This window comes from Bradyrhizobium vignae (assembly GCF_004114425.1).
Taxonomy (GTDB): domain Bacteria; phylum Pseudomonadota; class Alphaproteobacteria; order Rhizobiales; family Xanthobacteraceae; genus Bradyrhizobium; species Bradyrhizobium vignae.
In genome coordinates, this window is record NZ_RDQF01000036.1 from 54,282 (window position 1) to 75,056 (window position 20,775).

The 20,775-nt window shown below is 63.9% G+C and carries 18 protein-coding genes and 1 pseudogene; 13 read left to right on the top strand and 6 right to left on the bottom strand.

Annotated elements, in window-relative coordinates; all coding sequences use genetic code 11:
* Positions 1–54 precede the first annotated feature (54 nt).
* The 5 genes and pseudogenes from EAV90_RS25925 (at position 55) to EAV90_RS40775 (ending at position 5,318) form a co-directional block, all read left to right on the top strand.
* Positions 55–840, top strand: a complete 786-nt coding sequence (locus tag EAV90_RS25925; RefSeq protein ID WP_122402411.1) for a hypothetical protein — start codon at positions 55–57, stop codon at positions 838–840.
* A gap of 53 nt (positions 841–893) precedes the next feature.
* Positions 894–2,147, top strand: coding sequence for an ATP-grasp domain-containing protein (locus tag EAV90_RS25930; protein ID WP_122402412.1), 1,254 nt, complete (start codon positions 894–896; stop codon positions 2,145–2,147).
* Complete coding sequence (locus EAV90_RS25935; protein ID WP_122402413.1) at positions 2,144–3,643, top strand: pyridoxal phosphate-dependent decarboxylase family protein; 1,500 nt, start codon at positions 2,144–2,146, stop codon at positions 3,641–3,643. Before EAV90_RS25930 ends, EAV90_RS25935 begins: the two co-directional genes overlap by 4 nt.
* Positions 3,644–4,600: 957 nt before the next feature.
* A pseudogene (locus EAV90_RS41490) lies at positions 4,601–4,714 on the top strand (hypothetical protein); the annotation flags it as partial.
* 67 nt (positions 4,715–4,781) lie between these two features.
* Positions 4,782–5,318: a group II intron maturase-specific domain-containing protein gene (locus EAV90_RS40775; RefSeq protein ID WP_244607952.1), complete on the top strand. Its 537-nt coding sequence runs from the start codon at positions 4,782–4,784 to the stop codon at positions 5,316–5,318.
* Positions 5,319–5,414: 96 nt separating this feature from the next.
* Here EAV90_RS40775 and flbT read toward each other — a convergent pair whose 3' ends face one another.
* Positions 5,415–5,855 carry a flagellar biosynthesis repressor FlbT gene (gene flbT, locus EAV90_RS25945; protein WP_129145041.1) on the bottom strand — a complete coding sequence of 147 codons (441 nt, stop codon included), beginning with the start codon at positions 5,853–5,855 and terminating at the stop codon, positions 5,415–5,417.
* Positions 5,856–6,178: 323 nt separating this feature from the next.
* Here flbT and EAV90_RS25950 point away from each other — a divergent pair, with 323 nt between their 5' ends.
* The 4 genes from EAV90_RS25950 (at position 6,179) to flaF (ending at position 14,148) form a co-directional block, all read left to right on the top strand.
* Complete coding sequence (locus tag EAV90_RS25950; RefSeq protein WP_122402415.1) at positions 6,179–8,449, top strand: DUF1522 domain-containing protein; 2,271 nt, start codon at positions 6,179–6,181, stop codon at positions 8,447–8,449.
* Between the two features lie 320 nt (positions 8,450–8,769).
* Positions 8,770–11,034 carry a DUF1522 domain-containing protein gene (locus EAV90_RS25955; protein ID WP_122402416.1) on the top strand — a complete coding sequence of 755 codons (2,265 nt, stop codon included), beginning with the start codon at positions 8,770–8,772 and terminating at the stop codon, positions 11,032–11,034.
* 219 nt (positions 11,035–11,253) lie between these two features.
* Positions 11,254–13,494 carry a DUF1522 domain-containing protein gene (locus tag EAV90_RS25960; protein ID WP_122402417.1) on the top strand — a complete coding sequence of 747 codons (2,241 nt, stop codon included), beginning with the start codon at positions 11,254–11,256 and terminating at the stop codon, positions 13,492–13,494.
* Positions 13,495–13,779: 285 nt separating this feature from the next.
* The gene (flaF, locus tag EAV90_RS25965; RefSeq protein WP_122402418.1) at positions 13,780–14,148 is read left to right on the top strand and encodes a flagellar biosynthesis regulator FlaF; all 369 of its coding nucleotides are present in this window, start codon (positions 13,780–13,782) and stop codon (positions 14,146–14,148) included.
* Between the two features lie 85 nt (positions 14,149–14,233).
* Here flaF and EAV90_RS25970 read toward each other — a convergent pair whose 3' ends face one another.
* From EAV90_RS25970 to EAV90_RS25985, 4 genes are all read right to left on the bottom strand, one after another.
* A complete protein-coding gene (locus EAV90_RS25970) occupies positions 14,234–14,593 on the bottom strand; it encodes a hypothetical protein (RefSeq protein ID WP_122402419.1) in 360 nt (119 codons plus the stop codon).
* A gap of 159 nt (positions 14,594–14,752) precedes the next feature.
* Positions 14,753–15,250, bottom strand: coding sequence for a hypothetical protein (locus tag EAV90_RS25975; protein WP_122402420.1), 498 nt, complete (start codon positions 15,248–15,250; stop codon positions 14,753–14,755).
* 11 nt (positions 15,251–15,261) lie between these two features.
* A complete protein-coding gene (gene flgJ, locus EAV90_RS25980) occupies positions 15,262–15,633 on the bottom strand; it encodes a flagellar assembly peptidoglycan hydrolase FlgJ (RefSeq protein ID WP_122402421.1) in 372 nt (123 codons plus the stop codon).
* Positions 15,633–16,757: a flagellar basal body P-ring protein FlgI gene (locus EAV90_RS25985; protein ID WP_122402422.1), complete on the bottom strand. Its 1,125-nt coding sequence runs from the start codon at positions 16,755–16,757 to the stop codon at positions 15,633–15,635. Before EAV90_RS25985 ends, flgJ begins: the two co-directional genes overlap by 1 nt.
* A 271-nt stretch (positions 16,758–17,028) precedes the next feature.
* On the opposite strand from EAV90_RS25985, the gene EAV90_RS25990 reads away from it, so the two are divergent.
* Positions 17,029–17,442 (top strand): flagellar assembly protein FliX, encoded by a 414-nt coding sequence (locus EAV90_RS25990; RefSeq protein WP_122402423.1) that lies wholly within the window; start codon positions 17,029–17,031, stop codon positions 17,440–17,442.
* A 184-nt stretch (positions 17,443–17,626) separates the two neighbouring features.
* Here EAV90_RS25990 and EAV90_RS25995 read toward each other — a convergent pair whose 3' ends face one another.
* Positions 17,627–17,998 carry a winged helix-turn-helix transcriptional regulator gene (locus EAV90_RS25995; RefSeq protein WP_027552655.1) on the bottom strand — a complete coding sequence of 124 codons (372 nt, stop codon included), beginning with the start codon at positions 17,996–17,998 and terminating at the stop codon, positions 17,627–17,629.
* A gap of 141 nt (positions 17,999–18,139) precedes the next feature.
* Between EAV90_RS25995 and EAV90_RS26000 the strand changes: the two genes are divergently transcribed.
* The 3 genes from EAV90_RS26000 to EAV90_RS26010 all read left to right on the top strand — a co-directional run bounded on the left by EAV90_RS26000 (position 18,140) and on the right by EAV90_RS26010 (position 20,572).
* On the top strand, positions 18,140–18,751 hold the full coding sequence (locus EAV90_RS26000; RefSeq protein WP_122402424.1) for an NAD(P)-dependent oxidoreductase: 612 nt from the start codon (positions 18,140–18,142) through the stop codon (positions 18,749–18,751).
* Between the two features lie 215 nt (positions 18,752–18,966).
* A complete protein-coding gene (dksA, locus tag EAV90_RS26005; RefSeq protein WP_085966600.1) occupies positions 18,967–19,332 on the top strand; it encodes an RNA polymerase-binding protein DksA in 366 nt (121 codons plus the stop codon).
* A gap of 460 nt (positions 19,333–19,792) precedes the next feature.
* Complete coding sequence (locus EAV90_RS26010) at positions 19,793–20,572, top strand: 2-keto-4-pentenoate hydratase (protein WP_122402425.1); 780 nt, start codon at positions 19,793–19,795, stop codon at positions 20,570–20,572.
* The last annotated feature ends 203 nt before the right edge of the window (positions 20,573–20,775 follow it).

Consider the following 20,775-nt stretch of genomic DNA (forward strand, 5'->3'; position numbering starts at 1 on the left):
CGTTAACCATGCCTGTTTACCTCTTGGTGAGGATTGCAGGGGGCGGAGCGATCGATGTCGGACAAGATGCAGCTGGTGGTGGCCACGCCTTGCTTCGGCGGGCAGGTGTCGAGCATCTATGCGAGCTCGATCTTCGCGCTGCAGCGCGCCGTGCACGGCATGTCCAATCTCGAGCTCAAGGTACATTTGCGCGACGGCGATGCGCTGATCACGAGGGCGCGGGCCAACCTGGTCGCGATGTTCCTGGACGACCCCAAGGCAACGCATTTCCTGTTCATCGATGCCGACATCGGCTTCAAGCCGGAGCAGGTGTTCCGGCTGATCGAATGCGGCGCTGACGTCGTCGCCGGCTGCTATCCGATCAAGCGGGTCAACTGGGACAAGGCCGCGCGTGCAATACAGTCAGGTCGGGCCGACGTGCCCGCCGCCTCGCTCGACTACGTGCTCGAGATCGAGGATCCCGACCGCATCGTCGTGGTCAACGGCTTTACCCGCGTGCGTTATGCAGGCACGGGCTTCCTGATGATCCGGCGTCACGTGCTGGAGGCGATGTGCCGCCATCCCAACTACGCCGGCCTGCAATTCTTTCGCGAGCATTCGCATGACACGCTTGCCGCGAGCCAGAACCGGTTCGCGCTGTTCGAGTGCATGATCGATCCGGCGACCGGCACGTATCTCTCCGAGGATTTCGCCTTCTGCAAGCGCTGGACCGATATCGGCGGCGAGATCTGGGCCGACATTCAGAGCTCGCTCGATCACGTCGGGCCGTCGGTGTTCCGCGGCGACATCGCCTCGCAATTCGCGCCGGCGCCCGCGGCGGTGGCCGATGCCGCGGCGTGAGCGGTCCGGGATGAGCGGCTGCTTCGCGGTGAGCTCCGCGTTCGAGGTGTGAGATGCAGCATCCAGCTTCCGCGCCGATCGGTCTGACCGCGGCGAACTATGCCGACCGGGTCGGCTTTGCGCGGCTGACGCGCCAGGCCTTCGAGGGCGTCGATCTGCATCCGTTGCGCAACCAGCTCGTGGCACGGATCGCGGCAGGGACGGCGCTCGCGGGCGAAGGGCTGGATCTGTCGTTGATCACCCAGCTTCTGGGCGACAAGGATCGGGGGCTTGCGATCCAGTCCGAGGTGCTGACCTTCCATCAATTGTTCCGGACGCCCAGCGCCGCTCCGAAGCCGGGCTTGCGCCTGCTCGCGCTGGCTGCCGACATCGACATGGGCGGCAACACACCGATCGATTTCCTGCTCGAAGGCTCCGACGTCGAGCTATTGACCCTTTATGTGGTCAAGGGCGTCGGCCTGCCGGAAACCTTGCCCGAGCACGACGTTGCCATCGTGGTCGCGTCCGATTCGGAGGAATGCCGCGAAGCGCTCGCGCTGATCGAAAAAGCCGCGCCGCACTGGCCGCGGCCGCTGCTCAACCGCCCCGATCGGATCGGCAATCTCGATCGCGACAAGCTGTATCGGCTGCTGGCTGGTGTGCCGGGTCTGGACATTCCCGCGACCATCCACGCAACGCGCGCGCAATTGTCGGATCTTTCGCGAGGTCAGATCGCCTGCGAGGACATCGCAGGCGAACTGCACTTTCCGATCATCGCGCGGCCGCGCGGCTCGCACGCCGGCGTCGGCCTCGCAAAGCTCGATGATGCGGCGGCGCTCGCGGCCTATCTCGCCGGACGGACAGAGCAGGACTTCTTCGTCGCACGCTTCGTCGACTATGTGAGCCCCGACGGGCTCTATCGCAAGTATCGTCTCGCCATGGTCGACGGCAAGCCTTACGCCTGCCACATGGCGATCGCCGATCGCTGGGACATCTGGTATCTCAACGCCTACATGGCGTTCAGCGAAGAGAAGCGCGCGGAGGAAGCCCTCTTCATGCGCGACTTCGACCACGCCTTCGCCTTGCGCCATGGAAACGCGCTCGAAGCGATGAGCCGGCGCGTCGGGCTCGACTATTTCATCGTCGATTGCGCCGAGAACGAAAAGCGCGAGTTGCTGGTGTTCGAGGCCGACAACACCGCCGTCGTGCACAACATGGATTCGCCCGTCGTGTTTCCTTACAAGCCGCCGCAGATGCGCAAGATCTTTGCCGCGTTCACGACGATGCTGTCGCGGCATGCAAATTCGGGCAAGGAGAGCGCAGCATGAACGAGATCATCCGGGGCACGCAAGGCTCCGTCACGAGCACCTCGCTCGATCCGCAGGATTGGAGCGAATTTCGCGCGCTGGCCCATCGCATGCTGGACGAGACCATCGACGGCATTGCCAACGTTCGATCGCGCCCCGTCTGGCGTCCGATCCCCGACGACGCTCGTGCGGCATTCAAGGCCGACGTGCCGCGCGAGGCGAGCGAGCTCGCCGAGGTCTACCGCGAGTTCGCCGAGCATGTCGCGCCCTATGCGACCGGCAACGTCCATCCCGGCTTCATGGGCTGGGTGCATGGCGGCGGAACCGCGGTCGGCATGCTCGCGGAAATGCTTGCGGCAGGCCTCAACGCCAATCTCGGCGGGCGCGACCACATGCCGATCGAGGTCGAGCGCCAGATCGTCGACTGGATGCGCCGCCTGTTTCTCTTTCCGGACAGCGCGAGCGGCATCTTCGTCACGGGCACGTCCATGGCCAATCTGATGGCGGTGCTGGTGGCGCGCACGGCTGCGCTCGGCACGCTGGCGCGGCAGCACGGCATCGGCAATGACGGTGCGCTGCTCACGGCCTACACGTCGCAGGCCGCGCATGGCTGCATATCGAGGGCGATGGACATTGCCGGGCTCGGGACCGATGCGCTGCGCAAGATCGCTGTCGATGCCGATCATCGCATCGACGTTGCCGCGCTGCGTGCGCAGATCGCCGTTGATCGCGAGGTCGGCTTCAGGCCGTTCCTGGTGGTCGCGTCCGCTGGTACGGTCGATATCGGTGCGATCGACGACCTCAGGGCAATTGCTGAGCTGTGCCGCGAGGAAGGAATCTGGTTTCACGTCGACGGCGCTTTCGGCGCGCTCGCGATCCTGTCCCCCGAGCTTGCGCATCTGCTCGGCGGCATCGAGCTCGCGGATTCCATCGCGCTCGATTTTCACAAATGGGGGCAGGTGCCTTACGACGCAGGCTTCCTGCTGGTCCGCGACGGCGAGCAGCATCGGCAGGCCTTTGCGCAGCCGGCGGCCTATCTGCGCCGCGAGGCGAGGGGGCTTGCGGCGGGCGCGGTCTGGCCCTGCGATCTCGGCCCCGATCTGTCGCGCGGCTTTCGTGCACTGAAGACGTGGTTCACGCTGAAGACGTTCGGCACCGACAGGCTGGGAGCGGTGATCGCGCGAAGCTGTGCGCTGGCGAAATATCTGGAAGCGCGCATACTGGCCGAACCGCGGCTCGAATTGCTGGCGCCGGTAAACCTCAACATCGCCTGCTTCCGCTATCGTGCTGATGACGCTGTCAATCGCGAGATCGTGGCCGATGTCCAGGAGTCCGGCATCGCGGCGCCGTCGGCCACGACGCTGGACGGCCGGTTCGCGATCCGAGCGGCGATCGTCAATCACCGCACCGAGGAGAGAGATATTGACGCGCTGCTGGCTGCTGTGCTGGAGTTCGGGGCGCGGCGCAGCAGCGAGAGCGTGATCGAGGTCGAGGCGCCGCCGCTCGCCGCGTTGTGATATCCGGGACCATCTGAAGCAAAAACGCCCCAGACTTGTGTGCCGAGCATGAACGACAGCTTGGAGGTGGAAGTCCTCTATCCAGCCTGATGGCGGCGACGGATTGGCGAAGCGCGAGGGCGCTGCCGCGAGGTGGGGTCTGAAGGAAGCGTGGAGCAAAACCGCGGCTCCATGGACAAGAACCGGATAACGAGGCCTACCCCGTCGGACGAGCGAGCAAGGGATCGCGAAGTCCACAGTCATCAAGTGCCGGGGTGGTAAATCCGGCGAACGCGCTGTGAAGGCGATCGGTCTTACCTCGGGAGGTCTGCGCTGTGTCTCGGCAACGAGACTGAGATCTCCGCAAGGCGATCTGACCTCAGCGTAGAAGTCAGCGGAGGGCATAGTAGGCGGCGGCGCGCTGCCGAAGGCCCGAACGCTGGAAGTGGTCATTAGAGCGGTGATCTCGCGCGCAACATGCGGCAGAAAGACCAGATCGACCTGAACTTGGGAGCGGAGCGAAGGATGAAGCCCTGAATGCCGCCACCCAGGAGACCGAAGCGCGTGCGGCGAAAGCTAGCCTCGAACCCCCGGCGGTCGCAAGGCCGGTCGTTGGAAGCAGTGATCGAGCGTGAGAACCTGAAGCAAGCATTGGCGCAAGTGAAGCGCAACAAGGGCGCGGCCGGCATCGATGGCATGACCGTCGACAACCTGTCGGCCCATCCGAAGGAGCACTGGCCTGCGATCCTGGCTCAGCTGCTTGACGGCACCTACGAACCGCAGCCGGTGCGGCGGGTGGAGATACCGAAGGCGTCGGGTGGCACTCGTGCGCTCGGCCTGCCGACGGTGCTCGACCGCTTCATCCAGCAGGCGGTGATGCAGGTGCTGCAGGCGGAATTGGGACGGAATGTTCTCCAAGAGCGGGTTGCTGACAAGCGCATTCTGAAGCTCATCCGCAGCTTTCTAAACGCGGGTGTGATGGAAGGCGGCCTTGTCAGCCCGACGGAGGAAGACACGCCGCAAGGTGGCCCGCTCTCGCCGCTGTTGTCGAACCTGATGTTGGACGTGCTGGACAGGGAGCTGGAGAAGCGCGGCCACCGCTTCGTGCGCTATGCCGATGACTGCAACATCTATGTGCGCAAAGGCCGGCGAGAGGGTGATGGCCGGCATCGAGAAGTTCCTCGGAAAGCGCCTCAAGCTGAAGGTCAACAAGGCGAAGAGCGCGGTCGCCAAACCGCGCATCCGCAAGTTCTTGGGCTTCAGCTTTACGGGCGAGAAAGAGCCACGACGGCGCATCGCGCCGCAGGCCCTCGCTCGCTTCAAAGCCAACGTTCGGGTACTGACGCGGCGCACGGACGGCAAGAGCCTCGCCCAGATCATCAAGGAGCTGTCCATCTACTTGATCGGCTGGCGCGGATACTTCGGCCTCTGCCAGACCCCGTCGGTGCTGCGCACATTTGACGAATGGATCACGCGGCGGTTGCTCGCCATCGACCTGGAAGCAATGGAAGCACGGACGGGCTCGTTTTGCCGAGCTGCGGCGCTGCGGCGTCGGCCGGGACTTGGCGGCACAAACCGCTGGCAGCCCACATGGCCCCTGGCGGCTCGCGAACAGCCCGCGCTTACCGAGGCTTTGCCAAACGGCTTCTTCGGTTCACTCGGCTTGGCTTCCGTCGTGGCCCAGCCGCCCGCATAATCCAGCGAACGGCCGGATACGGACCCGTATGTCCGGTGGTGTGGGAGGGGTCGAGCCGCGAGGCTCGCCCCTATCCTGATTCGGATGTGTGAAGCTTCAGGCGGCCGAGCTGACGTCGTCGCTCGTGACCTCACTCCTCGGATGCGTGGCTTCGTACTGCTCCCGCAGCTTCTCTTCATAGGCGATCAGCTTGCGGGCCTCCTTGAGGGCGCGGTAGAGGTCGCCGTTCATGATGTTGTTGTTGATGCTCTCGATGATCGGCCAGGAGCTCGGCACCGCGGTGACGATGTCGCGGACCAGATTGAAATAAGTGCCGTGCTGTGTCTGCGGATCCGGCGAGATGTACATGAGCTGAACCGCCAGATAGACCAGCTTAGCGGGCGTGTCGGCGGTCTCCGGCGTGAGGATATCGCGCTCGCGCAGGATCGGAACGTTCTCGCCGTCAATCAGAAGGCGGGCGCGCTGGTCGGTGTTGGTGATAACGCAGTTGCCTACGATGATGCGTTCGTGTGGTTTGAGCTCGACCTTGAGAGCCATGCCTGTTCTCCATTAACCCGCTTGTAACGAGCGGCGCGCGCTCCCCGGAACAACGGCTGCCAGCCCTGATTTGGGTCCGATCCTTGCTGAACGTGGTTAACGGGCCGTAAACATTCTCGCGGCGGCCGAAAAGCAGAACGTTGTCAACGCCTTGTCGTTCTGCAAAGGAGCTGGGCGGAACTTTGCCAAGAGCCGTTTCGTGTTCGACGCGGAGAAACCGGCGGTTTCATTTCACGGATTGTTAGAGGCTCGGAGGCACCGTCCGCCGGCCGTTTGATCAATGTCGGTCAAACAGGACGCGTAGCTACCAGAAAGGTAACAGTATGTCCGGTATCGTCCTCTCCGCCTCGGTTCGCCAGAACCTGCTGTCTCTCCAGTCCACCGCCGACCTCCTTGCCACCACCCAGTCGCGTCTGTCGACCGGCAAGAAAGTGAACTCGGCGCTGGATAACCCCACCAACTTCTTCACCGCACAATCGCTCGACAACCGCGCCAGCGACATCAACAACCTGCTCGATGGCATCGCTAACGGCGTGCAGGTGCTCCAGGCCGCCAACACCGGCATCACCTCGCTGCAGAAGCTGCTGGACTCCGCCAAGTCGATCGCCAACCAGGCGCTGCAGACCACGGTCGGCTACTCCACGAAGTCGAACGTCTCGACCACGATCGCCGGCGCGACGGCTTCCGACCTGCGCGGCACCACCACCTACACCAGCGCCAGCGCGCTCTCCAACGTGCTGTTCTCCGGTGCGGCGGGCGGCGTCACGGCGGCAACCAGTTCGACCACGCTCGGCGGCACCATCGGCACGGTGACCGGAACTGCAGTGAACGACAACCAGGGCACGCCTGCCGCCATCACGGCTTCGACCAAGCTCTATGACACCGGCGCGACCGGCGGTCTCAGCACGGCGGCTGCCACGCAGTTCACGGACGGCAGCAGCTTCACGGTCAACGGTCACACGATCACCTTCAAGGCTGGCGCTGCGCCGGCGGCGAGCGCAGCTCCGGCCGGTTACGGCATCAGCGGCAACATCGCTGCTGACGGCAATGGCAACTCGATCATCTATCTGGGTGCCTCCGCAACCAGCTCGACTGCCACGGTCGGTGACGTCCTCAGTGCGATCGATCTTGCCAGCGGCGTGAAGAATGCCGTGGTCTCGGCCGGTGCCGCGACCATCACCACCAACACGAGCCAGACCGCTTCGTCGATCACGGGCGGCAAGATCACCCTCGAGACTTCGACGGGTGCCGACCTCAGCGTCGTCGGCAAGGCCGATCTGCTCGGCGCCCTTGGCCTCACTTCGGCAACGGGCTCCGGCAATGCGACCGTTTCCGCGAGCCGTGTCACCGCTTCGGGCAGCCTCGGCTCCCTGATCGCCGATGGCTCGACCCTCAACGTCAATGGCAAGACCATCACATTCAAGAACGGCGGCACGCCCGCTGCAGCGAACGTCCCGAGCGGCTCGGGCGTCACCGGCAACGTCGTCACTGACGGCAACGGCAACTCGACCGTGTATCTCAACAAGGGCACCGTCGGCGACGTTTTGAACGCGATCGATCTTGCCACCGGCGTGCAGACCGCCTCGATCTCTTCGGGCGCGGCCACCCTCAGCACGGCGACGGGGCAGACCGCGTCCTCGATCGTCGCGGGCGCGCTGAAGATCTCGACCGGCGCCAACTCGGACCTGTCGATCACCGGCTCCGGCAATGCGCTGTCCTCGCTCGGCCTGACCGGCTCGACCGGCACCGGCACCGCCTTCACGGCGAGCCGTACGGCCGCGTCGGGTGGCATCTCCGGCAAGACCTTGACCTTCACCTCCTTCAACGGCGGCACGGCGGTCAACGTCACGTTCGGCGACGGCACCGGCGGCACTGTCAAGACGCTCGATCAGCTCAACACCGCGCTTCAGGCAAACAACCTGACCGCGACGATCGATGCCAACGGCCTGCTCACGGTTTCGTCCACCAACGATTATGCCTCTTCGACGATCGGTTCGGCGACCGCCGGCGGCACGATCGGAGGCACGATCACCACGGCCCTGAGCTGGTCGAACGCGACCGCGCCCGTTGCTGATGCTGTTGCCCAGGCGACTCGTTCGAACCTGGTCAACCAGTACAACAACATCATGACGCAGATCGATACGACCTCGCTGGACGCCTCGTTCAACGGCGTCAACCTGCTCAACGGCGACCAGCTCAAGCTGGTGTTCGACGAGACCGGCAAGTCGAGCCTGAACATCACCGGCGTGACCTTCAACTCGAAGGGTCTCGGTCTCGCCGCACTGGCGCAGGGCACCGACTTCATCGACAACGCAGCAACCAACAAGGTGCTGGCCAAGCTGAACACCGCGTCGAGCACGCTGCGTTCGGAAGCCTCCACGCTGGGTTCGAACCTCTCGGTGGTGCAGGTTCGTCAGGACTTCAACAAGAACCTGATCAACGTGCTGCAGACCGGCTCGTCCAACCTAACCCTGGCCGACACCAACGAGGAAGCGGCGAACAGCCAGGCGCTGTCGACCCGCCAGTCAATCGCCGTCTCCGCGCTCTCGCTGGCCAACCAGTCGCAGCAGAGCGTGCTCCAGCTGCTCCGCTAATAGCGGCTGACATCGCAAAGGAAATGCAGCGGCGGGGTTTCAGCCCCGCCGTTTTTCTTTTGTGGCGGTCATCGAGAGGCGAAAGCCGGCACCGAAAGGTAACTCTTGGTTATGGTTAACGAAGAGCAAACGCCAAAAAAGCTGTGAAATTACAGGCGGATCATTATTCTGTTTGAAGGCTTCGGCCCCTCTTATGGTGAACCGCCACTTACGGTTCGCGAGCGAGTTTCACCCTTTGTTAGCCATGTCCGCGCAGGCTCTGCGCGTCACTCGATCCGAAGCGATCGAACGAAGACGCGTAAACCAGAAGGGTAAGAGTCATGTCCGGTATCGTTCTCTCTGCGTCGGTTCGTCAGAACCTGTTGTCTCTCCAGTCCACCGCCGACCTCCTCGCCACCACCCAGTCGCGTCTGTCGACCGGCAAGAAGGTGAACACGGCGCTGGATAATCCCACCAACTTCTTCACGGCACAATCGCTCGACAACCGCGCCAGCGACATCAACAACCTGCTCGATGGCATCGCTAACGGCGTGCAGGTGCTCCAGGCCGCCAATACCGGCATCACCTCGCTGTCGAAGCTACTGGACTCCGCGAAGTCGATCGCCAACCAGGCGCTGCAGACCACGGTCGGCTACTCCACCAAGTCGAACGTCTCGACCACGATCGCCGGCGCGACGGCTTCCGACCTGCGCGGCACCACCACCTACACCAGCGCCAGCGCGCTCTCCAACGTGCTGTTCTCCGGTGCGGCGGGCGGCGTCACGGCGGCAACCAGTTCGACCACGCTCGGCGGCACCATCGGCACGGTGACCGGAACTGCAGTAAACGACAACCAAGGCACGCCTGCCGCCATCACGGCTTCGACCAAGCTCTATGACACCGGCGCGACCGGCGGTCTCAGCACGGCGGCGGCGACCCAGTTCACGGACGGCAGCAGCTTCACCGTCAATGGCCACACGGTGACGTTCAAGGCGGGCGCGGTACCGACCACTGCTCCGGCCGGTTATGGCACAAGCGGCAACATCGCGACTGACGGCAATGGCAACTCGATCATCTATCTGGGCGCCTCCGCAACCAGCTCGACCGCCACGGTGGGCGACGTCCTGACCGCAATCGACCTCGCCGGCGGCGTGAAGAATGCCGTGGTATCGGCCGGCGCCGCGACCATCACCACCAATACGAGCCAGACCGCTTCATCGATCACGGGCGGCAAGATCACCCTGGAAACCTCCACGGGTGCCGACCTCAGCGTCATCGGCAAGGCCGATCTGCTCGGCGCGCTCGGCCTGACCACAGCGACTGGTTCCGGCAACGCGACGGTGACGGCAGCCCGTGCGACGGGATCTGGCAGCCTAGCCTCGCTGATCACCGATGGATCTACGCTGAATGTCAACGGCAAGACCATCACATTCAAGAACGGTGGCACCCCCGCCGCAGCGAACGTGCCGAGCGGCTCGGGCGTCACCGGCAACGTCGTCACCGACGGCAACGGCAACGCGACCGTGTACCTCAACAAGGGCACCGTCGCTGACATCCTGAACGCGGTTGATCTCGCCACAGGCGTCCAGACTGCATCTATCGCGTCGGGAGCAGCGACCCTCAGCACGGCGAGCGGCCAGACAAACTCCTCCATCGTCGCCGGCGCGCTGAAGATCTCGACCGGAGCGACTTCGGACCTGTCGATCACCGGTTCCGGCAATGCGCTGTCCGCGCTCGGCCTCACGGGCTCGACAGGCACCGGCACCGCCTTCACGGCAAGCCGTGCTGCGGCTCCTGGCAGCATCTCCGGCAAGACCTTGACCTTCACCTCCTTCAACGGCGGTACGGCGGTCAACGTTACGTTCGGCGACGGCACCGGCGGCACTGTCAAGACGCTCGATCAGCTCAACGCGAAGCTTCAGGCCAACAACCTGGCGGCGACGATCGACGCTAACGGCCTGCTCACGGTCTCCGTGATCAACGACTACGCGTCATCGACGATTGGCTCGGTCGCTGCCGGCGGCGTGATCGGCGGCACGATCACGACCGCCTTGACCTGGACGAACGCGACGACACCAACTGTCGATGCGGTCGCCCAAGCCACGCGTTCGAACCTGGTTGCGCAGTACAACAACATCATGTCGCAGATCGACACGACCTCGGTCGACTCGTCGTTCAACGGGGTGAACCTGCTCAACGGCGACCAGCTCAAGCTGGTGTTCGACGAAACCGGCAAGTCGAGCCTGAACATCACCGGCGTGACCTTCAACTCGAAGGGGCTCGGTCTCGCCGCGCTGGTGCAGGGCACCGATTTCATCGACAACGCCGCGACCAACCGCGTGCTCACCAGCCTGAATGCGGCCTCGAGCACCTTGCGCTCGGAAGCCTCCACGCTGGGTTCGAACCTCTCGGTGGTGCAGGTTCGTCAGGACTTCAACAAGAACCTGATCAACGTGCTGCAGACCGGCTCGTCCAACCTGACCCTGGCCGACACCAACGAGGAAGCGGCGAACAGCCAGGCGCTGTCGACCCGCCAGTCGATCGCGGTCTCCGCGCTCTCGCTGGCCAATACCTCGCAGCAGAGCGTGCTCCAGCTCCTTCGCTAACAAGTAGCTAAAATCAAAAGACAAAACAGAGCGGCGGGGCTTCGGCCCCGCCGCTTTTTTGTTGGTTGGGAAGGCGACGGGAGCCGCTAACCCGGCATTAACCCTATCCCTTAAGTCGCCGTTAACCATACTTTAAAGGACAACCTCTAAGACTCCATCAAAGCCCGCTTTCCAGATCGGCGAGCCCGATTCGTATCCGGTTCAAGAGGAAGACCGCCAATGTCCAACATCGTTCTCTCGGCGTCAGTTCGTCAGAACCTGTTGTCGCTGCAATCAACGGCGGACCTGCTCGCCACCACCCAGTCCCGACTGTCGACCGGCAAGAAGGTCAACACGGCACTGGACAATCCGACCAACTTCTTCACCGCGCAGGGCCTGGACAACCGGGCGAGCGACATCAGCAACCTGCTCGACGGCATCAACAACGGCGTGCAGGTGCTGCAGGCGGCCAACACCGGCATCACCTCCTTGCAGAAGCTGATCGACAGCGCCAAGTCGATCGCTAACCAGGCGCTGCAGACCACGGTCGGCTACTCGACTAAATCGAACATTTCGACCACGATCCCCGGTGCGACGCCGGCGGATCTGCGCGGCACAACCAGCTACACCTATGCAACGGCGACCGGCAATGTCGTCACCAATGGTACCGCCGGCGGTACCACCCCAATCACCGGCGCGACCACGCTCGGTGGCATCTCGCAATCCCTGACCGGCAACGCCGCTCCGGATGGAGCCGGCAACGCCGCGAGCCTTGCGACCAATCTCAAATTGCTGGGCACGCCGAGCGCCACCACCATCGCGGCCAACGGCGCTCCGTCCGATGGCGATGTGCTGATCGTTGACGGCAAGACCATCACCTTCAGGGCCGGGGCTGCGCCGGCTGTCGCCAACGTTCCCGCCGGCTCCGGCAAGAACAACAACGTCGTCACCGACGGCAACGGCAATTCCACGGTTTACCTCGGAACGAACGCCGCCCCGGCCGCAACCGTCCAGGACGTGATGGACGCGATCGATCTTGCAAGCGGCGTGCAGACCGCGGCGATCACGGGCGGCACGGCGACGCTGTCGAACTCCTCGGGTGCGAATGCCTCGATTGCCGGCGGTCAGCTCACCCTCACCACGGGTACCGGCGCCGACCTCAGCATCACCGGCAAGGCCGACTTCCTCAAGGCGCTTGGTTTGACGACCGCGACTGGCTCCGGCAACGTCAATGTGACCAAGGCCCGCCTCACGAACCCGACGACGCTAGGCACGCTGGTTCAGGACGGCTCCACGCTCAACGTCGACGGCAAGACGGTCACATTCAAGAATGCGGCGGTCCCTGCTGCCGCGCCGACGGGGTCGACCAAGATCGGCAATATCGTGACGGACAACAATGGCAACTCCATTGTCTATCTCCAGGGCGCAACCGTTCAGGATTCCCTGAACGCGATCGACCTGGCCTCGGGAGCCGGCATCGTCAGCGGCGGCGCCGTGGCCGCCGCGAGCGGCTCAACGCTGTCCTCGGTCGTCAACGGCGCTCTCAAGCTCAGCACCGGCACCACGGCCGATCTCTCCATCACCGGAACGGGTAATGCGCTGTCCGCGTTCGGCCTGACCGGCCCGACCGGTACCGGCACGGCCTTTACCGCGGGGCGCGCGCCGGGTCCCGGCAGCATCTCGGGCAAGACGTTGACCTTCACGTCCTTCAACGGCGGCAAGCCGGTGAACGTGACTTTCGGCGACGGCACCAACGGCACCGTGAAGACGCTCGATCAGCTCAACAACCAGCTCCAGGCCAACCACCTGACGGCGACGATCGACGCCAATGGCGTGCTCACGATCACCACCGTCAACGAATATGCGTCCTCAACGCTCGGCTCCGTGACCGCGGGCGGCGTCGTCGGCGGCACGATCACCGGCACGGTTGCCTTCACGACCGCCCAGCCGCCGGTGCAGGATCCCGTCGCGCAGACCGCGCGCTCCAACCTCGTCAACCAATTCAACAACATCCTGGCGCAGATCGACACCACTTCGCAGGACTCCTCGTTCAACGGCGTCAACCTGCTCAACGGCGATACGCTCAAGCTCGTGTTCAACGAGACCGGCTCCTCCACGCTCAGCATCAACGGCGTGGTGTTCAACGCGGCGGGTCTTGGCCTCAGCAACCTCGTCAACGGCGTCGACTTCATCGACAATGGCGCGACCAACAAGGTGCTGGCCAGCCTGAACGCCGCCTCCAGCACGCTGCGCTCGGAAGGCTCGGCGCTCGGCTCGAATCTCTCGATCGTGCAGGTGCGTCAGGACTTCTCCAAGAACCTGATCAACGTGCTGCAAACGGGTTCGTCCAACCTGACGCTCGCCGACACCAACGAGGAAGCGGCGAACAGCCAGGCGCTGTCGACTCGGCAGTCGATCGCGGTCTCCGCGCTGTCGCTGGCCAACCAGTCGCAACAGAGCGTGCTGCAGCTGCTCCGCTAATTTCGAGAGCGCAAGTTCGCTGCTCGAGATGTACGGCGGGGCTAACGCTCCGCCGTTCTTTTGAGGGAGATCGCTAAGGCTGGATTAGCCGAAATCGACACGCATCACGCCAGGCGAGTTTACTTGCGTGCATCTAGTGTTTGCGTCGACGAAGAGCTCCGCGCCCCGTAATTGTCCGGAGTGCTTCCAAGCACACACGTAAGCAAATCTTAAGCGGTGCTGCCTAGGGTTGGGAAAGAAATCCTTAAGCGCTTCCAAAGCGCTAGGTAACGTCCAAGGTGATTGATGTCGAATTCCGCTGCCTCGGCTTATGCGCGTGTTGCAACGACCACCGCATCTCCTCGCGACATCGAGGCGCAGACCCTGCTCAAGGCCGCCAACAAGCTCCAGGACGCGGTGAACAACGCCAATCCGCTCAGCGAGCAGACTATGCAGGCCCTGATGTTCAACCGCAAGCTCTGGACCATCTTCTTGAGCGAGGCGATGCGTGATACCAATCCGCAGCCGCTCGACATCCGGCAGAAGATCGCCAATATCAGCGTATTCGTGCTGAGCCAGACCGCCGCGCTGCAGATGAGCCCGCAGTTCGATCACTTCCGTCCGCTGATCGAGATCAACCGCAACATCGCTGCCGGGTTGTCCGGCCGGCCGTAAAGGGGACGTGACGGGGGAGGTCGGCGAACACGCGGCTTGCGCGAGCGGCCTCGAGCACGGCCTCACGATGCCGAAGCAGTGATCGTCAGGCGCTGCGGTCCGTGCTGAGCGGGCGCGAAGGCTCGGATTTCATGTCCAGGGCATGGAAATAGGCGCGCCGGCGCAGCATCGCCTCGTCCGGGAACTGGTTCACCACCGTGTCGGTCTTCTCGTTGACGACTTGGAAGACGAAGGAGGCGGCCGCCTGATCGAACACGACCTGGCGTGAGATGTTGTCGTGGTTCGGCAAAGCATTGCGTACCGGCGCGCTCGTGTCGGCCGCGGCGACCGTCCGGCTCACCGGAAGATCCGTTTGCACAGCTTCATTCGCCGCCGCATTGGACGTCGGTACAATCTGCGTGGGCGCCGGAATCCCCACCGGCCTGATGCTGAAATCTGTACTCATGGCAGCCTCCTGGTTGCCTTGCTTGAGTCAAATCCCAACCCCTCTAATAGCGCAACCATGGAACACCAGGTTTGAAGACCCGGTAAGCAAACGTGCCTAACCGCGCGACGATATCGCCGCGCGGTTTTTCCTAAAATTGTCGCTTGTTCCCGTGCGCGCTCAGAGCGAGCGGCTGACTGCGAGCGGGGTGATGTGGCGCGGACCCGGCGCTGCGCGGCGTCCGGCGGCCGTATACGTGTTCGGCACGTTGCGCTTCTGGATCTCGGCATTGACGCCGCGCACGACGCTTTCGGAGACCGCATGCGCGGTCGCGAGCACGGTGAGATTGACCTGGAGCATCGCGCGAAACGCATCGTGGTGGCGGTGCAGCGTCGAAAGCAGCTCCGGCGCGGATTTCGCGAGCTGGGTCTGGTTCGCCTTCAACTGGCTGACGGCGCCGACGTAATTGCGCGACAACTCCTGCTTCTTGCTCTCCAGCGTCATCGCCTCGCGGACCTGGCCGGCGCGAACCAGCTCGGTCTCGCGCTCGATCAGTCCGAGCAGGGCGCTCATTGCGTCCATCAGGTCTTCGGCGAGCTTGCGCGCCTCGGTGCTGCCGGGTGCGATGTTCGGACGCTGGGCAGGCATCGGCTGACGTGAGGCGTTGAAATGGTTCATCTCGTTTGACCTTATGCCGTGCGGATCGTTTTGGCCTGCTGCAGGATGAGGGTGCGGTAGACCTCGGTGGCGACGCCGACGCCGCCGGCCTTGGCGAAGTTCTTCGAGTATTGCTCGGTCAGCATCGAGCGCCACACGCCGGTGCCGGGGGTGTCGCCGAACGGGCCCTCGCCCTTCACGCCCGAGGTCATCTGCGAGAACATGCTGTTGAGGAACATCGCCTCGAAATCGGTGGCGGTCTTCTGCGCCTTGGCCTGTTGCTGCGGCGAGACCTTTTGCAGCGCGGCGGCGAGCTCGAAGTCCGGCCGGCCGTTGCGGCTCTCGACGGAGAAGACCGGGGAGTAGGTCGTGAGGTGCGGGGTATTGATCGCGCCGGTCTGCATCACATCACCTCGATGTCGGCTTCGATCGCGCCGGCGGCCTTGATGGCCTGGAGGATGCTGATCATGTCACGGGGACCGATGCCGAGACCGTTGAGGCCGTCGACGAGCTGCTGGAGCGAGACACCGTCCTTGACGAGTGCCAACTTCTTGCCGTCTTCGCTGACGGTGACGCTGCTGCGCGGCGCGACCACGGTGCGGCCGCGCGACAGCGGGTTGGGCTGGCTGACCTGCGGGCTCTCGGAGATCGTGACGGTGAGGTTGCCCTGCGCCACCGCGACGGTGGCGACGCGCACGTCGCGGCCCATCACGATGATGCCGCTCCGTTCGTCGATGACGATCTTGGCGGCGAGATCGGGATCGACCTGGAGCTGCTCGATCTCGGTGAGAAAGGCGACGACGTTGCCCTTGAACTCCGGCGGGATCGACAGCTGCACCGTCGAAGGATCGATCGGCTCGGCGGTTTTGACGCCGAGATAGTCGTTGATTGCGGCTGCGATGCGCTTGGCGGTCGTGAAGTCGGCATTGCGCAGCGCCAGGCGGACATTCGGCAGCCGATTGAGCGCGAACTCGATCTCGCGCTCGATGATGGCACCGTTGGCGATGCGTCCGACGGTCGGGACGCCGCGCACGATCTTGGCGGCCTCGCCCTCGGCCTGGAAACCGGAGATCGCGAGCGAGCCCTGCGCCACGGCATAGACATTGCCGTCGGCACCTAACAGGGGCGTGACGAGCAAGGTGCCGCCCTGGAGATTCTTGGCGTCGCCGAGCGCGGAGACGGTGACGTCCATGCGCGTGCCCTGGGTGGCGAAAGGCGGCAGGTTGCCTGTCACCATCACGGCGGCGACGTTGCCGGTGCGGATGGTGGCGCCGCGAATGTTGACGCCCATGCGCTCGAGCATCGCTTGCAGCGATTGCTTGGTGAAAGGGATGTTGTTGAGGGTGTCGCCGGTACCGTTGAGGCCGACGACGAGGCCATAGCCGATGAGCTGGTTCTGCCGCACGCCCTCGATATTGGCGAGATCCTTGATGCGCGAGGTCGCGGCCGCTGACGTGACCGTGAGCACCAGCGCTGACAGCGCGGCGCAGGCCATCCCAACAATCCTCACCCAACGAACGCCTGGCATCCTCTGCTCCCCGAGGCCTCTCAAATCGAAAGGACCCTCTGCGACACTCCCATGACGAGCTGGTCCGACGCTGTCCTTGCGAGCGCTGTGCCAACGCGCGGCAGTGGGGTTAGCCGATTGAATAGGTTGAATAATCTGTTTCGACCGGTGCCAGTGGGCGTTGTCCGTGAGGAGCGAAACTGCCGCCTGTCGGCAGATTTTGCCGGGCCGTTTACGCGCCGTTAACCATAAAACGGCGAATGTGGCGCATCGATCACCCGGATTCTCTCCGATGCGCATCTACGGACCGAACGGCACCACGCTTGGAACGCCGGCCAGCCAGGCCAGGCGAACCGCCTCCGGCACCTTCGTGCTGCCGGATACCTCCTCGGCGCAGGAGACGCGGAGCGCTGCGGCACCGAAGGCAACCGCCAACATCGATGCGCTGCTGGCGCTGCAGGGCGTCGAGGAGGATCCGGTCGAGCGCCGCAAGCGCTCGGTTGCCCGGGGCAGGACCGCGCTCGACGTGCTCGATGATCTGAAGATGGGGCTATTGTCCGGCAATCTCGACGCCTCGACCGTGATGCGCCTGCGCGATGCTGCTGCGAATTTGAAATCGTCTTCGGGTGATGCCGGTCTCGATGCGGTGCTGTCCGAGATCGAGCTGCGCGTCGAGGTCGAACTGGCGAAGGCCGGGCGGGCTTGATAGTGATCCGTTACCCTGAGGCGCCGGAGCGTAGCGGAGGCCTCGAAGGCGAGGGTCCCGTCGCTTGCGCGAGGACATCAGTGTTCGGCGCGGCACCTCGGCCGTACATCTCCCGGCGCGATGCTTTGCATCGCGCCACTCGCGCCTCAGGATGACGGGACTCCCTCAGGAGTTCTTCGCGCACTTACGCCGCTTCCTCCTTCTGCTGCGCGTCGTAGCGACGCTGAGCGGCGAGCACGTCTTTCAGATTCTGCTCGGCCCAATCGCGTAAGGGATCGACCGCCGCCGCCAGCGTCAGCCCGAGCTGCGTGATGGAGTACTCCACCGTCACAGGCACGGTCGCGATGGCATGGCGCTTGATCAGGCCGTCGCGTTCAAGCGATTTGAGAACCTGGCTCAGCATCTTCTGCGAGATGCCCTCGATCGTGCGCCGCAACTGATTGAAGCGCATCGGCTCCTCGCGCAGCAACAGCAGGATCAGCACCGCCCATTTGTCGCCGACGCGATCGAGGATCTGGCGCGTCGGACAGTTCGCTGCATAGACATCGGGTTTCATCGTCGGGTCCTCTGAATCCTTGCGGTTGCCTGCCGGTTACTCCTGCGTAATCAGGTAAGCACAAAGTGCTCTCTTAACACCAGCATTCTTTACGATATCTAGTTTCCACTAGTTACCGAAAGTCAAGCAAAGGAACCTTCCATGAAAATCGCAATCGCCGGTGCCTCGGGTCGGGCCGGGTCAGAGATCACCAAGGAACTGTCCCGCCGCGGCCATACGGTCACGGCCATCGCCCGGAACCCGGAGAAGATTGCCGCACTGCCGAACGTGACGCCCACCAAGGGTGACGTGCTCGACCAGGCGGGCCTGGCCCGGCTGTGGGCGGGGCACGACGTCGCCATCAGTTCCGTGCACTTCCTGGCCAGCGATGCGCTCAAGCTGATCGGTGCGGCGAAGGAGTCCAAGGTGGGACGCTATGTCGTTGTCGGCGGTGCCGGCAGCCTGGAGGTCGCGCCAGGCGTGAAGCTGGTCACAACCCCCGGTTTTCCGGCGCAGTACAAGGCGGAGGCCGAAAAGGGTTCCGACTTCCTCGACCTGCTGCGGCAGGAAAAGGACCTGAACTGGACCTTCATCTCGCCCTCGGCCCTCTTCATCGAGGGGGAGCGGACCGGCAAGTTCCGGCTCGGGACCGATCAGCTTCTCGCAGATGCGAACGGGAAAAGCTGGATCACCTTCGCGGACTACGCAATTGCACTCGCCGACGAGATCGAGCGGCCGGCGCATCTGAGGCAGCGCTTCACGGTCGGCTACTGAGCCCGCAGGCCCCCCGAAGCCCTCCAGGATAAACCTTCCTGTGCAAGGGCTTGGGGGCGATCGCGGGACCATCAGGGAAATATTGTCTGTCACCGGAGGCCACTATATAAGGCCCGGCTCAACGGACCTCGTTCCGTTCGCGAGTCGTTGCTTAAAAAGATAGGCCGCCCTTGGAAAAGTTGAAAAACTACCGACCGACCGACAAAGAGCCTTTCATGAACGACCGGCAGAAGGAGTACTTCCGTTTGAAGCTCCTCGCCTGGAAGGATGAGATCCTCAAAGAGTCCAAGCTCACCCTGCAAGCGTTGCAGGAGGAGAACGTGAACCACCCCGATCTCGCCGATCGGGCATCGTCCGAAACCGACCGCGCCATCGAACTCCGCGCCCGCGACCGCCAGCGCAAGTTGATCGCCAAGATCGACGCCGCGCTCCAGCGCATCGAGGACAACACCTACGGCTATTGCGAGGAAACCGGGGAGCCGATCTCGTTGAAGCGGCTCGAGGCCCGGCCCATCGCGACGCTCTCGGTGGAAGCGCAGGAGCGCCACGAGAAACGCGAGAAGGTTTATCGCGACGAATAGAGCCCGAGCCGCAGAGTTGCGGCTCTTTGTTTTTGGGACGCAAGGCGCCGCTTGGCGCCGTGATCGGCGTTTGCCTATCGCTTCCCACGCGTGTGAGCACGTGGGTGCGATCGCCAAAAATGAATCGCGATCAACGGCCTAGGCCCGGCTGCTCCGAGCTCACGTGAGTTCGGATGATAAACAGCCTTCACTTCGGGTGCGGGCGATTTTGCGAGTCGCATCAACGAGATCGACTCCGGAGTTGAGACTTTGATCCAGCTGCATCAAGCATCGCCGTAATCACGTCTCGCGCGCATGTTGCGAGAGCTGCCGGTGGCGCGGCTTCATAAAGTCTCCACCCACTCAATATTTCCTTAAACGCGGGCAGGAGGCGGTTGTCCCCGGGCCGGGCGCGCTTGTCAGGGCGGAGCGGGGATGCTGAAGTGCCGCCTTCGACTGTGTAGCGTGGGAGGCGGCGTCGATGGGCAGGATTCTCGCATCCGCAAAGGCGATCGCGTTGGCGCGCCGCAATCGTGCGCCGCTCGCGGCGCTGGAGCGTCCTCCGGTTGATGAAGCGGAGGGCTATCAGGTGCAGCGCGCGCTGCACGATCTCCTGCTGCCGCATGTCGGCCCGCTGATCGGCTACAAGATCGGCTGCACCAGCCAGGTGATGCAGGAGTATATCGGCATCCCGCACCCTTGCGGCGGCGGCGTGTTCCAGAAGGACGTCCATGACAGCGGCGCCAAGCTCGCCGCCTCCAATTATGTCCGGGTCGGCGTCGAATGCGAGATCGCGGTGCGGCTGCAGCGAGACCTCGCCGCCGGTGAGGCGCCGTTCACGGCCGAATGGGTCGGCGAGGCCGTCGAGGCCTACCACCCCGCGATCGAGATCGTCGACGACCGCTACGTGCAGTGGGAGACGATGGGCGCGCCGACCTTGATCGCCGACGATTTCTTCGCCGCCGGCTGCGTGCTGGGTCCCTCGGTTCCGCGCTCGTCGGTGCCGGACCTGAAGGCCGTCAAGGGCCGCGCCATCCTCAATGGCGAGGAGGTCAGCCATGGCACCGGCGCCGACGTGCTCGGCCATCCCCACAACGCACTCGCCTGGCTCGCCAACCATCTCGCCGCCGAGGGCAAGGGGCTGCACGCGGGACAGCTCGTGCTCACCGGCAGCCTGGTGAAGACGCTGTGGCTGAAGGCCGGCGACAAGGTGCGGATGGAGCTGGATGGGCTGGGGACGGTGGAGGCGGAGTTCAACTGACCTCTCTCCGCCGTCATTGCGAGGCGCCCTTCGCGACGATGCAATCCAGAGTCTTTTTGCGCGGAGATAGTCTGGATGTGTCAAGGCGGTTTGTTCAGCTCTTTGTTCGATTGCAGGCCAGCTCTTCGTCCCGACCGTGGAGCACGTAGGATGGCGCGCGCAGATCGAGTCAAGGTCGGCCCGTAGGGCCGTCGCGAAGCGAC

Bases quoted from the DNA above. Each gene is read 5' to 3' on its own strand.
- EAV90_RS25985 (WP_122402422.1), bottom strand. From the start codon at position 16,757: ATGCCAGGCGTTCGTTGGGTGAGGATTGTTGGGATGGCCTGCGCCGCG.
- EAV90_RS25925 (WP_122402411.1), top strand. From the start codon at position 55: ATGTCGGACAAGATGCAGCTGGTGGTGGCCACGCCTTGCTTCGGCGGG.
- EAV90_RS25950 (WP_122402415.1), top strand. From the start codon at position 6,179: ATGTCCGGTATCGTCCTCTCCGCCTCGGTTCGCCAGAACCTGCTGTCT.
- EAV90_RS25960 (WP_122402417.1), top strand. From the start codon at position 11,254: ATGTCCAACATCGTTCTCTCGGCGTCAGTTCGTCAGAACCTGTTGTCG.
- EAV90_RS25995 (WP_027552655.1), bottom strand. From the start codon at position 17,998: ATGAAACCCGATGTCTATGCAGCGAACTGTCCGACGCGCCAGATCCTC.
- EAV90_RS25955 (WP_122402416.1), top strand. From the start codon at position 8,770: ATGTCCGGTATCGTTCTCTCTGCGTCGGTTCGTCAGAACCTGTTGTCT.
- EAV90_RS26010 (WP_122402425.1), top strand. From the start codon at position 19,793: ATGGGCAGGATTCTCGCATCCGCAAAGGCGATCGCGTTGGCGCGCCGC.
- flaF (WP_122402418.1), top strand. From the start codon at position 13,780: ATGTCGAATTCCGCTGCCTCGGCTTATGCGCGTGTTGCAACGACCACC.
- EAV90_RS25990 (WP_122402423.1), top strand. From the start codon at position 17,029: ATGCGCATCTACGGACCGAACGGCACCACGCTTGGAACGCCGGCCAGC.
- EAV90_RS26000 (WP_122402424.1), top strand. From the start codon at position 18,140: ATGAAAATCGCAATCGCCGGTGCCTCGGGTCGGGCCGGGTCAGAGATC.
- flbT (WP_129145041.1), bottom strand. From the start codon at position 5,855: ATGGCTCTCAAGGTCGAGCTCAAACCACACGAACGCATCATCGTAGGC.
- EAV90_RS25935 (WP_122402413.1), top strand. From the start codon at position 2,144: ATGAACGAGATCATCCGGGGCACGCAAGGCTCCGTCACGAGCACCTCG.
- EAV90_RS25930 (WP_122402412.1), top strand. From the start codon at position 894: ATGCAGCATCCAGCTTCCGCGCCGATCGGTCTGACCGCGGCGAACTAT.
- EAV90_RS25970 (WP_122402419.1), bottom strand. From the start codon at position 14,593: ATGAGTACAGATTTCAGCATCAGGCCGGTGGGGATTCCGGCGCCCACG.
- EAV90_RS25975 (WP_122402420.1), bottom strand. From the start codon at position 15,250: ATGAACCATTTCAACGCCTCACGTCAGCCGATGCCTGCCCAGCGTCCG.
- flgJ (WP_122402421.1), bottom strand. From the start codon at position 15,633: ATGCAGACCGGCGCGATCAATACCCCGCACCTCACGACCTACTCCCCG.
- dksA (WP_085966600.1), top strand. From the start codon at position 18,967: ATGAACGACCGGCAGAAGGAGTACTTCCGTTTGAAGCTCCTCGCCTGG.
- EAV90_RS40775 (WP_244607952.1), top strand. From the start codon at position 4,782: ATGGCCGGCATCGAGAAGTTCCTCGGAAAGCGCCTCAAGCTGAAGGTC.